The sequence below is a fragment of the Rhodococcus sp. ARC_M5 genome (genome assembly GCF_022810405.1).
Lineage (GTDB): Bacteria > Actinomycetota > Actinomycetes > Mycobacteriales > Mycobacteriaceae > Rhodococcoides > Rhodococcoides navarretei.
Window position 1 is genome coordinate 1 of sequence record NZ_JALGQE010000012.1, and the last position, 12257, is coordinate 12257.

10 protein-coding genes are annotated in these 12257 nt (G+C 65.7%); 7 read left to right on the forward strand and 3 right to left on the reverse strand.

The window, feature by feature from the left end; all coding sequences use genetic code 11:
* Nucleotides 1–129: 129 nt before the first annotated feature.
* From MTX34_RS17915 to MTX34_RS17925, 3 genes are all read right to left on the reverse strand, one after another.
* Nucleotides 130–1584, reverse strand: a complete 1455-nt coding sequence (locus tag MTX34_RS17915) for a DHA2 family efflux MFS transporter permease subunit (protein WP_243610278.1) — start codon at nucleotides 1582–1584, stop codon at nucleotides 130–132.
* 82 nt (nucleotides 1585–1666) lie between these two features.
* On the reverse strand, nucleotides 1667–2257 hold the full coding sequence (locus MTX34_RS17920) for a PadR family transcriptional regulator (protein ID WP_243610279.1): 591 nt from the start codon (nucleotides 2255–2257) through the stop codon (nucleotides 1667–1669).
* A 298-nt stretch (nucleotides 2258–2555) separates the two neighbouring features.
* The gene (locus MTX34_RS17925; RefSeq protein WP_008714360.1) at nucleotides 2556–2759 is read right to left on the reverse strand and encodes a cold-shock protein; all 204 of its coding nucleotides are present in this window, start codon (nucleotides 2757–2759) and stop codon (nucleotides 2556–2558) included.
* A gap of 174 nt (nucleotides 2760–2933) precedes the next feature.
* Here MTX34_RS17925 and MTX34_RS17930 point away from each other — a divergent pair, with 174 nt between their 5' ends.
* From MTX34_RS17930 to MTX34_RS17960, 7 genes are all read left to right on the forward strand, one after another.
* Nucleotides 2934–3677, forward strand: a complete 744-nt coding sequence (locus MTX34_RS17930; protein ID WP_243596881.1) for a GNAT family N-acetyltransferase — start codon at nucleotides 2934–2936, stop codon at nucleotides 3675–3677.
* An 85-nt stretch (nucleotides 3678–3762) separates the two neighbouring features.
* The gene (locus MTX34_RS17935; protein ID WP_243610280.1) at nucleotides 3763–4779 is read left to right on the forward strand and encodes a glutathione S-transferase family protein; all 1017 of its coding nucleotides are present in this window, start codon (nucleotides 3763–3765) and stop codon (nucleotides 4777–4779) included.
* Between the two features lie 48 nt (nucleotides 4780–4827).
* Nucleotides 4828–5547 (forward strand): hypothetical protein, encoded by a 720-nt coding sequence (locus MTX34_RS17940; RefSeq protein WP_243596879.1) that lies wholly within the window; start codon nucleotides 4828–4830, stop codon nucleotides 5545–5547.
* Between the two features lie 43 nt (nucleotides 5548–5590).
* Nucleotides 5591–6430, forward strand: coding sequence for an LLM class F420-dependent oxidoreductase (locus MTX34_RS17945; RefSeq protein WP_243610281.1), 840 nt, complete (start codon nucleotides 5591–5593; stop codon nucleotides 6428–6430).
* A gap of 111 nt (nucleotides 6431–6541) precedes the next feature.
* Nucleotides 6542–7555, forward strand: coding sequence for an ABC transporter ATP-binding protein (locus tag MTX34_RS17950; protein ID WP_243610282.1), 1014 nt, complete (start codon nucleotides 6542–6544; stop codon nucleotides 7553–7555).
* Complete coding sequence (locus MTX34_RS17955) at nucleotides 7552–8322, forward strand: ABC transporter permease (RefSeq protein ID WP_243596876.1); 771 nt, start codon at nucleotides 7552–7554, stop codon at nucleotides 8320–8322. Before MTX34_RS17950 ends, MTX34_RS17955 begins: the two co-directional genes overlap by 4 nt.
* Before the next feature lie 189 nt (nucleotides 8323–8511).
* Nucleotides 8512–12237, forward strand: a complete 3726-nt coding sequence (locus MTX34_RS17960; protein ID WP_243596932.1) for an ABC transporter ATP-binding protein — start codon at nucleotides 8512–8514, stop codon at nucleotides 12235–12237.
* Nucleotides 12238–12257 lie beyond the last annotated feature (20 nt).

Sequence of the window (12257 nt, forward strand, 5' to 3'; positions counted from 1 at the left end):
AGGTCGCCGCGCTACTGAACAACCGCCCCAGAAAAACCCTGGGATGGGATACTCCCCTCGAGGAGTACAACAAACGACTGCTCGTTGCGACGACCACGTGAACCCGTCACGAAGTTCCGCTCACATGGACTACTTGAACGCGGGTCGGGCGTAGAAGCAGACCGCGATCATGCCGACGATCAGCACGACGGCGGGCAGGATCAGCGACTGCGCCATGGCGGTGGTGAATCCGTCGCGCAGCATCTCCGGCACACGACCGGCGAATTCGTTTGCCCCCGTTGCAGATCCACCGGTCGGCAGCTCTGCGGCCAGCCTCGATTGAATGAGCGCGCCGATGCCGGCGCTACCGAGAACCGAGCCGATCATGCGGGTGGTGTTGTAGATGCCCGAGCCGGCGCCCGCCTGACTCATCGGCAGATTGCGGGTTGCCGTGGCCGCCAAGGGAGACCAGATCAACGCATTCGCCACACCCATCGCCGCGACCGGAAGCAGCAGTCTCCAGATTGCGGTGGTAGGCGTCATCTCGTACGCGAACCACAGTAAGGCGGCCGCGAGGATGAACAGCCCCGAACCGGCGATGTAGCGAGGATGCGTCTTGTCGACGAGCTTGCCGACATTGGGCGCGAGGATTCCGGTGAGCAGCGCCATCGGCACGAACAGCAACGCCGACCGGGTAGGTGTCAAACCGGTGACACTCTGCGCGTAGAACATGATCGGCAGCATCATGCCGGACATCGCGAAGCCCATGGCTGCGATACCGATGTTGGACAACGAGAAGTTACGGTCACGGAACAGTGCCAAGGGCACCAGCGGCTCGTTCTTGTTCACGGACTGCCAGTAGACGAACCCCGCGAAGACGAGCAACCCGACACCGATGAGGATCCAGACGCCGTTACCCCAGTCGTACTTCTGACCCTCCTGGATGCCGAAGACGATGCAGAAGAGCCCGATGGCGCTGAGCGCAACTCCCAGTAGATCGAACTTGTGATCGTTGGTCGGCAACACCGGAACGAACCTCAGCGCCAACGCAATTGCGACGATTCCGACCGGTACGTTGATGAAGAAGATCCATTCCCAGCCGAGCGAGTCGACCAGAACACCGCCGAGAATCGGCCCGACGAGCGTCGCGACGCCTGCGACTGCGCCCCATGCTCCCATCGCAGTTCCGCGCTTCTCCGCCGGAAACACACGGGTGATCACGGCCATCGTCTGCGGGGTGATCATCGCAGCGCCGAGACCCTGAACCGCGCGCGCCGCGATGAGCATCTCGATCGATCCCGACAGTCCACACCACACGGACGCGAGGGTGAAGAGCACGAGGCCGGCGATGTACAGGTTCTTCGGGCCGAACTTGTCCCCCATCCGACCCGTGACCAGGAGTGGAACGGCATAGGCCAGGAGGTACGCGCTGGTGACCCAGATGACGTTGTTGATGTCCGTGTTCAGACCGCTGAGAATCGCCGGCTGAGCGACGGCCACGATGGTGGTGTCCACCAGAATCATGAAGAACCCGAGACACAGCGCCCACAGGGCGGGCCACGGTCTGATGTCGTTGTGCAGCGGGGCGGTCTCGACGGCGTTCATTGCGTTCTCCTGGTTCCCCGAGGCGTCGGGGTCGTGTGGCAGTTCCCCGAGGCGTCGGGGTCGTGTGGCAGGTGCCGATCGGTCAGGGTGGTGTGCTGTGCGGAAAGGCATGCGGCCACTCGAGCTCGCCGCTGTCGACGCGATCGATGTAGCTCGTCAACCACTTCACTTCAGCGTCCAGCATGTGGTAGGTGTAATCGATTCCAGCCCAGTAGATTTCGGATACGTTGCGTTCTCGCGCCAGGCGCTGGAATCCGGACAGTTCCTCGATCTCTCGAGCCAGGTCTTCGGTACGCGCACGGAGCAACGCGATCGCCTCGGATGCCGGGAGGTTGTGCATCTCGGACAGGCCCAGGGTGAACTGTGGATATTCGCGCACCGGGGAGCGAAGAATCTCGGCCAGCCGGTCGACGAGAACCCGCCTGCCGGCGGGCGTGATCTCGTAGGTCGTGCGCTCGGGACGGTTACCCCCGCGGTCGGTTCCGACCTCGGTGATCAACTCTCGCCCGTGGAGTCGAGCAACTGCGTGGTAGAGCGAACCGGGGCGAATCTTGACGATCCGGTCCTCCTTGCGCTCGAGAAGGAGCTGATACATCTCGTAGGGATGCATCGGCCCCTCCGAGAGCAGGGCGAGGACCGAGACCCCCAGCGGATTCACTGCGTCCCCTCGCATCGAACCTCACCCCACATCTGCATATCCCCATCGAATTATTCCAGTTGGAATATAGGGCCATGGTTCGACGGAGAGCAACCCGGACAATGCTCTGACCTGGGCATCAATCGGACATACTGCACACAATGCCCCATCGAGCACGTAAAAGGACACCGTCCGTAGTCGATGTCCCGTTCGAACAGACGAAGGCCGGATACTCGGAATTTCTTCCGTGTATCCGGCCTTGTCACCGAATTTCTGGTGGAGATTACTTCGAGAAGGTCACTCCGCCAGGAGAAGTCGGGTTACGAAGCTTGAATCAGATGGCGCGGACGCCGGTAGCCTGGGGGCCCTTCTGACCCTGGCCCACCTCGAACTCCACGCGCTGGCCCTCGTCGAGCGACTTGAAGCCGCTACCCTGAATCTCCGAGTAATGAACGAAAACGTCCGGTCCGCCACCATCCTGCTCGATGAAGCCGAAGCCCTTTTCGCCGTTGAACCACTTCACACTGCCCTGCGTCATTCTGTAAACCTTCTGTAAGCGAGCTAGATCTTCACGTCGAAGCTCTAATCTCAAAAGTGAGTCTGCCATCTATCGGCGCTGAGCGAAACACCGGGGGCGAAAAAGTTCGAAAGATTGCTTTGGGACGGTGAAACCGAAATGGTGCCCAGCGGCCCTGTGGCTACAGTTTCTGTGGTGAATTCCCCTCTACCCGACGCGGGCCCATTCGATCGGCACAAACTCGACATCGTCCGGTTGGCCTGGTGTCGACGTTTGCAGATGGACGATCGGGCCCTCGACACCGACGCGGACCGCGTCGAACATGTCGTTGCCACCGAGGACATCACCGTGCTGCGACTGGCCGAGACCACCGCGATCGTCGGTCCGCCCTGGGCCGTGGATGCCTCCCGCGCTCTCGCCGGCCAGGCCGGTACCGACCGCGACTGGGTCTCGTCACTGCTGGGCAGCCGCTCGGAGCGCTACGAGATCGATACTCACACGCTGGCCTACGGCACGGACATCGGCCATTCCATCGACGTGCACGACCCACTGATCTCCCACGATGCCGCGCACGCTCGCAACCTCGCCGCGCACTGCAGCGAGGCCGACGTCGCCGAGGCGTTCGGAGAGCCGGTCTCGCGGAACTGGTTCACGTTGCTCGGTGACGACCGACCGGCCGACTCGGCGCACTCGCTCGCCTCGGCCGGCTACTCGGAAGAGCAGCTGATCCTGGCCGACATGCGCGTCCTGACCGACCCGGATCATCGCCGACGGGGTCACGCTCAGGTGGTCGGCCGCCTGGCTACCAACGACGCCATCGACGAGGGCTTGATCCCGCAGTGGCGATCACGACCCGAGAACACCACTGCTCGACGCCTCGCCGCGCGGCTGGGCTATGTCGAAATCGGCGCGTGCCACACTGCGGTGCTCGGACCGTGACCCGGTTGAGGTGGCTTCGAACTGGGTAGCGTCGAGAAGAGCGCCAGCGGCGCCAGAACGTGAACGATGTGAGGAGTTCGAAAGCATGGCCGACGATGCCGCATACGTGGAACCGGGCAAGGAATTCAAGCGCGACACCAACTACATCCCGACGCGAATTACCGCAGACGGCCGGGACGGCTATCCGGTGGAGCCCGGACGGTATCGTCTGATCGCCGCGCGAGCCTGCCCGTGGGCTCATCGCTCGATCATCGTTCGTCGGCTGCTCGGACTCGAAGACGTTCTGTCACTCGGCATTCCGGGGCCGACCCACGACCCGCGCAGTTGGAACTTCCAGGAAGAGCCGGGCGGCGTCGACTCGGTGTTGCAGATCCCGAGGTTGCAGGACGCCTACTTCGCCCGCTTCCCGGACTACGAACGCGGCATCACCGTGCCCGCCATCGTCGACGTTCCCAGCGGCGAGGTCGTCACCAACGACTACCCGCAGATCACCCTCGACCTGTCCACCGAATGGACGCAGTACCACCGCGACGGTGCCCCCGACCTCTACCCCGAGGCACTGCGGAGCGAGATCGACGAGGTTGCCGACCTCGTGTTCCGAGACGTCAACAACGGTGTCTACCGCTGCGGATTCGCCGGATCCCAGGAGGCGTACGAGAAGGCCTACGACCAGCTGTTCGCCCGCCTCGACTGGCTTGTCGAACGCCTGTCCACGCAGCGGTACCTCGTCGGCGACCACATCACCGAGGCCGACGTGCGGCTGTTCACCACCCTCGTACGCTTCGATCCCGTCTATCACGGCCACTTCAAGTGCAACCGGAGCAAGCTCAGCGAGATGCCGGTGCTGTGGAACTACGCACGCGATCTGTTCCAGACCCCCGGGTTCGGCGACACGGTCGACTTCGACCACATCAAGCGGCACTACTACGAGGTGCACACCGACATCAATCCGACGGCAATCGTGCCCAAGGGCCCGGACCTGGCGGGGTGGCTCGAACCCCACGGCCGCGAAGCCCTGGGAGGATCGCCGTTCGGCGACGGAACCGCTCCCCCGCCGCCGAAGCCCGACGAGCTCGTTCCGCCCGATCACTGGGTGCGCTGACGCTCCCTGCCGAACGGCCAACCACACTCGCGACCGAAAGAGGCATCGATGGCAGGAAAGAAGGACGACGCACAGGTCGAGGTCGGGGGCGGAGGCAAGCTCGAACGTGCGCTGGTCAACATTCTCGACAACGCCAGCCGCCTGCAGGGACCGGCCGTCGAGAAGTACGTCGCGCACGTGCGTCGAGCACACCCGTACGACACCCCGGCTCAGATCATCGAACGCCTGGAGAAGCGATTTCTCCTCGCGGTCACCGGCAGCGGCTCCGCAGTGGGCGGCGCAGCGGCGATCCCCGGCGTCGGGACCGTCGCCTCGCTCGCCGCAGTGGGTGCCGAAACCGCCTTCTTCATCGAGTCCTCGGCACTGCTGACTCTGTCGGTTGCGTCCGTGCACGGCATTCCGGTGGAGAACCACCAGCAACGACGCGCTCTGGTGCTGTCGGTCGCACTGGGCGAATCGGGCATGCAGATCGTGCAACGGACAGTCGGAAAGACCGCCAAGAACTGGGGACCGCTGATCACCTCCCGCATCCCGGGCGGCTCGATGACGAGCATGAACAAGTCGCTGGTGAAGAAGTTCATCTCGAAATACCTCGCCAAGCGCAGTGCGCTGCTGGTCGGAAAGATGCTGCCCGCCGGAATCGGTGCGGCGATCGGCGGGGCGGGCAACCGCGCAGTGGGCAAGGGTGTCATCAAGAACGCACGCGACGCGTTCGGTCCACCCCCGGCCCGGTTCCCGGAGAATCGCATCATCGAACCGGACGAATGAGAATGCCCGGAATCTTCGAGAGGCTGCTGCGTTGACATCGAACATGACCTCCACACCTGAACTCGGCAAGTACGGCGTCTGGCGACTGCACTCGGCGTTCACGCCGGAGTTGTCCCGCGCCATCGAGTCCTTCGGTTACGGGACCATCTGGCTCGGCGGCTCCCCGCCCGCGGATCTGACGACCACCGAGGACATCCTCGACGCCACGGAGACGGTCGTAGTCGCGACCGGCATCGTCAACATCTGGTCGGACGCAGCGGCCGACGTCGCCGCGTCGTATCACCGGATAGAGAAGAAGCACCCGGGACGATTCGTCCTCGGCATCGGTGCGGGCCACCCGGAGGCGGTGCAGGAGTACACCAAGCCGTACGACGCTCTGGTGGCGTATCTCGACGAACTCGATGCCGCCGGAGTTCCGGTGGAGCGGCGCGTGCTCGCCGCGCTCGGCCCGAAGGTGCTCGCGCTGGCCGCCGCCCGCACCGCCGGTGCGCACCCGTACCTCACGACGCCCGAGCACACCCGTGAAGCACGAGAGGCAGTGGGACCGAACAAGATCCTGGCACCCGAACACAAGGTGGTCCTCGAATCGGACCCGGAGAAGGCCCGCTCGATCGGCCGACCACCGGTCAACAACCCGTACCTCCACCTGCGCAACTACACCAACAATCTGAACCGGCTCGGTTACTCCGACGAGGAGATCGGCGACGGCGGTAGCGACCGACTCATCGACGCACTGGTAGCGCACGGTACGGCCGACGCGATCGCCGCCCGATTGAACGAACACCTCGACGCGGGCGCTTCGCACGTGACGCTGCACTCGCTCCCCGACGATGCCGATCCGCTCGAGACCTACCGAGAGATCGCCGCGGCGTTGCATCGCTGACGGAAGAAGGCGCTCTCGCGACGGTGTCGGTCGCACCCCGTAGCCTCGGGTACCGGTTGCCGCGTGCAACCGGTGCTCGAGGTGACCAACGGCCAGGGGGAATGCGCACAGATGACCAGCTATCCGGGAGCGGCGCTCGAAGCGCAAGCACTGACCAAGCAGTTCGGCACAGTTCGCGCGGTCTCGGACCTGAGCTTCGTCGTGCCGCGGGGCACCGTCACCGGATTCCTCGGCCCCAACGGATCGGGCAAGACGACAACGCTGCGCATGCTGCTCGGACTCGTGGCTCCCACCTCGGGTGTCGGCCTCGTCAACGGCGCTCCGTTCCGAACGGCGACCCACCCGGCTCGCACGGTGGGAGCCGTCCTCGACTCTCTGAGCCTCCACCCCAAGCGCACTGCAGCACATCACCTGAAGATCTACACCGCCGCGATCGGCGTGCCGGACAGTCGCTCCCTCGACGTGCTGCATCTGGTGGGCCTCGGTGACGCCGCCGACCGCGCCGCAGGCGGCTTCTCCCTCGGCATGCGACAACGCCTCACATTGGCGACCGCGCTGCTGGGGGATCCGGAAATCCTCGTGCTCGACGAACCCGCAAACGGTCTCGACCCCGAAGGAATCGCCTGGCTCCGCGACTTCCTGAAGGCATTCGCAGCGTCGGGGCGCACTGTGTTGGTATCGAGTCACATCCTGCGGGAGATCGAGCAGACCGTCGACAACCTGGTGATCGTCAGCGCCGGTGCACTCGTGTACCAGGGTTCCATCGCGCAACTGCGATCGACGCGTCCGAGCCGCGTCCTCGTTGCCGCATCGGACCCCGCGGCCCTGGCATTGGCGCTGGCATCGAGCGGGTTCAACGACAGCCAACTGCTGCCCGACGGACGCATCGGCGTCGCCGGTCCCGACGCGGCCACGATCGCCCGCATCGCGGCCGACGCCCGGGTGACGATCTTCGGCACCACCGGTGAACACGTCGACCTCGAGCAGGTCTTCCTCTCGATGACAGCGGGCCAGTACACCGCGGCACCCGTTCCGCAGAATCCGTACGGCGGGCCGCCGCAGGGTTACGGTCCACCGCCGGGCTACGGCCCACCGCCGCAGAACTGGAACGGGGGTCCGCGATGAACGCGTTGCTGACGTCGGAGATCCGCAAGGTCACGACGCTGAAGTTCTGGTGGGCACTGGCCATCGCACCGATCGTCGTCGGGGTGTTCGCGTCCGTCATCACGTCGGTGATCGCGAATCAGCTGGGCGAATTCGAGGAGGACCTCGACATTTCCGGCGGGGTCGCGTCGATCGGCCTCTACGTCGCCGCCGGTGCCGCGATTCTGTTCGCCGGCATCTTCGGTGCCGTCAACGCCGGAACCGAATTCCGCCACAAGACCATCACCACCAGCTTCCTGACCGCTCGCGGCCGCGACGGGGTGATCGCCGCCAAACTCATCGTGACAGCGCTGTTCGGGCTCGGGTACGGCCTGGTGGTACTGCTGGCCAGCTTGATCTGCCTGCTGATCTTCAACGAGCGGACAGTGCTGTTGGACGGCGCGTTCATCGGCGTGGTGGCGTCGTGCCTCCTCGCCGTCGTGCTGTGGTCGATGATCGGCGCCGGCCTTGGTCTGCTGCTCAAATCTCCGACGTGGGCCGCGATCGTGCTCGTCGCGTGGCTGCCGTTCGGCGAGGGCCTGATCTCGTTGATCCTGTTCGGACTCGGGCTCGGATCGGTCGCCGTGGCGCTCCCGTCGAACCTGACCCTGCCGACCATGGCAGCGACTCAACTCGACGACGCAGGCGATCTGGCGTCGTGGCCGTGGGCACCGCTCGGTCTCGCGCTGTGGGCCGCAATTCTCATCGGTGTCGGCTGGTTTCTGGCCCGCACCCGCGACATCGACTGAGGTCGGTGAGGGACCAGGTGTTCGCAGGCGAACCGTGTCGGTGCTCGGGTCTACCGTGTTCTATCGATGGCACACAGTAATGCGGTGAAGGACCGTGCGGCACCCGGCCGCAGCTCGTCGGCACTCGACGGCGCAGAACCCGCGTCGAGTGCTCGGCGCGGGTGGATCAGACGTCTGATCGCGCAGTGCATGCTGCATCGGCGCACCGCACTCGGCGCGCTGGGCGTGACGATGATCGCCGCAGTCATAGACATCTCGTTCCCGCTGCTCACCCGATTGGCCATCGACGACGCGACCGCAGGCAGGGGCGAGAAGATCGCCACCGTCGCCGCCGCCATCGCACTGTTGGGTGTGGTGCGGTTCGCGTGCCAGTTCGGTCGACGCATGCTCGCCGGCCGGCTCTCGATCGACGTCCAGCACGATCTGCGCCTCGACCTGCTCGCCTCACTGCAGCGACTCGACGGACGCAAGCAGGACGAGATCCGCACCGGCCAGGTCGTCTCCAGGTCGATCACCGATCTGCAACTGGTGCAGGGCCTGCTGGCCATGGTGCCCCTGTCGGCCGGAGCCGTTCTGCAGTTCGTACTGGCACTGGTGGTGATGGCGTATCTCTCGCCGCTGCTCACCGTCGTCGCGGTCCTCATCGTCCCCGCGGTGAGCATCGTCGTCTATCGCATTCGTCCGACTCTCTTCGCGGCCACGTGGTCGGCGCAACAGCGCGCAGCGGATCTGGCCCAACATGTCGAGGAAACCGTCACCGGCGTTCGAGTGGTCAAGGGGTTCGGGCAGGAAGCCCGGGCGGTGGACCGCATCGAAGCGCTGGGCCGCACGCTCTTCGCCGAGCGCATGCGGTCGGCCAAGATCAACTCGCGCTTCGCCCCCTCGATGGCCACCATCCCCCAACTCGGCCTCGTCGGAGTCATCGCCCTTGGCGGTTACCTCGCCCTGCAGGGTCACATCACCATCGGCACGTTCCTGGCGTTCGCCACGTATGTCGCGACGCTGTCCGCCGTCACCCGCACCGTCTCCTCCGTGGTGATCATGGCCCAGCTCTCCCGCGCGGCCGTCGAGCGCGTCTACGAGGTGGTCGACACCGAACCGTCCGACCCAGAACCTTCGAAGCCGGTCGCGCTGCCCGACGGCCCGCTCGGTGTCCGCATCTCCGAGGTGACCTTCGGATTCGAGCCCGAACGCGATGTGCTCACCGGCCTCGACCTGAGCATCTCGCCCGGGGAAACCGTCGCCGTCGTCGGACACGCGGGCTCGGGGAAGACGGCACTCGCCCTGCTGCTCCCCCGCTTCTACCGACCGTCGGAGGGGCACATCGAGCTGACGTCCGACGGGACGGCCATCGATATCGACGACCTCGACTCGACGTCGCTGCGCGCGGCGGTGTCGCTGGTGTTCGACGAGCCGTTCCTCTTCTCCGACACCATTGCCGCCAACATCGCCCTCGGTAGGCCCGACGCCACCACGGAGGAGATCGAGAACGCGGCGCGCCTGGCGCAGGCGTCGGCCTTCATCGACGCGTTGCCCGAGGGCTACGACAGCCTCGTCGGCGAACGCGGCCTCACCCTCTCCGGCGGTCAGCGCCAGCGAATAGCCCTGGCCCGCGCTCTTCTCGTCGAGCCGCGCATTCTGATCCTCGACGACGCCACCTCCGCGGTGGACGCCGAGACCGAGGCATCGATCTTCGACGCGCTGCGCGGCGTCCGTACCCGAGCGACTCTGGTGCTCGCGCATCGGCGCTCGACCCTGACCCTGGCCGACCGCGTCGCCGTCCTCGACAACGGTCGCATCATCGACACCGGAACTGTGGACGAGCTGGATCAGCGTTGTCCGCTGTTCCGGGCCCTCCTGGCCGGCGGCGACGGCGAATCGAACGACTACGCCGCCTCGGAGCCGACCGCGAGCCCGTCCGCCGAGATGCTCTGGCCCGACACCTCTCCGGAATCGTCGGTCGCAGCCGCGACACCCGCGCCCGGAGGCGGCGGTGGTCACGGAACTGCGATGGCCGGGGCATTCGGCTCGCTCGCACCGACACCGGCGATCTCGCAGGCAGTCGCGGCACTGCCGCCGGCCACGGAGCAACCAGGCGCATCGGGAACCGAACTGCGTCGACCCGACCCGGAGTTCCGGTTGTCGCGATTGCTGAGCCCGGTGCGATTGTTGCTCGCGGGTGTGGTGGTGCTCCTCGCACTGGACTCGCTGGCCTCGATCGCCTTTCCCTCTCTCGTTCGCTATGCGGTGGACAGCGGAGTGGCGAGCGGAGACTCCAACACCCTGTGGATCGCCACCTCGATCGGCGTCGTGCTGGCAGCGGCGAGTTGGTTCGTCGTCTGCTGGACGACGGTCATCACCGCGCGCGCAGGTGAGCGAGTGCTCTTCGGACTCCGTGTGCGTAGCTACGCGCACATTCAGCGGCTGGGTCTCGACTACTACGAGCGCGAACTGTCGGGCCGCATCATGACCCGGATGACCACCGACGTCGACGCGCTCTCGTCGTTCATCCAGACCGGCGCATCGACGGCGGTGGTGAGCGTGCTGACCGTCGTGGGCATCGCGGCCGCGCTGCTGTTCACCGACCCGGTCCTCGGGTTGGTGGCACTTGCCGTGGTACCGCCTCTCGCCGTCGCCACCGTGATCTTCCGGCGTGTCTCCTCGGCCGCGTACTCGACCTCCCGCGAGCGCATCTCGATCGTCAACGCCGATTTTCAGGAGAACGTCACGGGACTGCGCGCCGCGCAGGCGTACCGACGCGAGGAGTACGCCGCGTCCCGGTTCGCCGAACGCTCCGACCGCTACCGGGCGAGCCGAATGCGATCGCAGACCGCCATCTCGGTGTTCTTCCCGCTCATCACTCTGCTCTCGGACATCGCGCTCGCCGTCGTGGTGTTCGTCGGCGCACACCAGATCGCCACGGGCACCACCACAGCGGGCACCCTCGTGGCGTTCGTGCTCTATCTCGGGCTGCTCTTCGGACCGATCCAGCAGCTCTCGCAGGTGTTCGACGGCTATCAGCAGGCCCGGGTCGGTATCGGCCGGATCGGCGACCTGCTGCGCACCACGAGTTCGATCGAAACCGCCACCGCTGCGGCCACCACGGCGCTTCCCGACGGACGCCTGCGCGCCGATGTCGATCTCGTCGACGTCGGCTTTCGGTATGCCGGAGCACACTCCGATGCCCTCAGTGAGGTAAATCTCACCATCCCGGCGGGCACCACCGTCGCGTTGGTCGGACGGACCGGGGCAGGTAAATCCACGGTGGTGAAACTGCTGGCCCGGTTCTACGATCCGACCTCCGGGTCGGTACGAGTCGGTGGCCACGATCTGCGCGACTATCGCCTCTCGGACTACCGGCACCGACTGGGCGTCGTACCGCAGGAAGCCCATCTGTTCACCGGAACGGTCGCGTCGAACATCGCCTACGGCAGGCCCGATGCCAGCCGCGCCGACATCGAGGACGCGGCTCGATCCGTGGGGGCACTGAGCACCATCGCTGCACTTCGAGGCGGTATGCATCAACCGGTCGGCGAGCGTGGCCAAGGGTTGTCGGCGGGTCAACGCCAGCTGATCGCACTGGCCAGAGCCGAGTTGGTCGACCCGGACCTCCTCTTGCTCGACGAGGCCACCGCCACCCTCGACCCCGCAACCGAACGCACGGTGCTCGCGGCCGGCACTGCCGTCGCGCGTACTCGAACGGCCGTGATCGTCGCGCACAGATTGGCGACCGCCGCGCGAGCGGATCTGATCGTGGTGGTCGACGGCGGCCGTATCGTGGAACAAGGACGGCACTCGGAGCTGCGGGCCCAGGGCGGCTTCTACGCGAAACTGTGGACTGCAGCCGAAACGAACCGGGGGAATAATTCGATAGTCCAAGGAGTCATCGACAACGAGGCCGATGGTTACCGGTGAGTACATATCACAGCTACGTC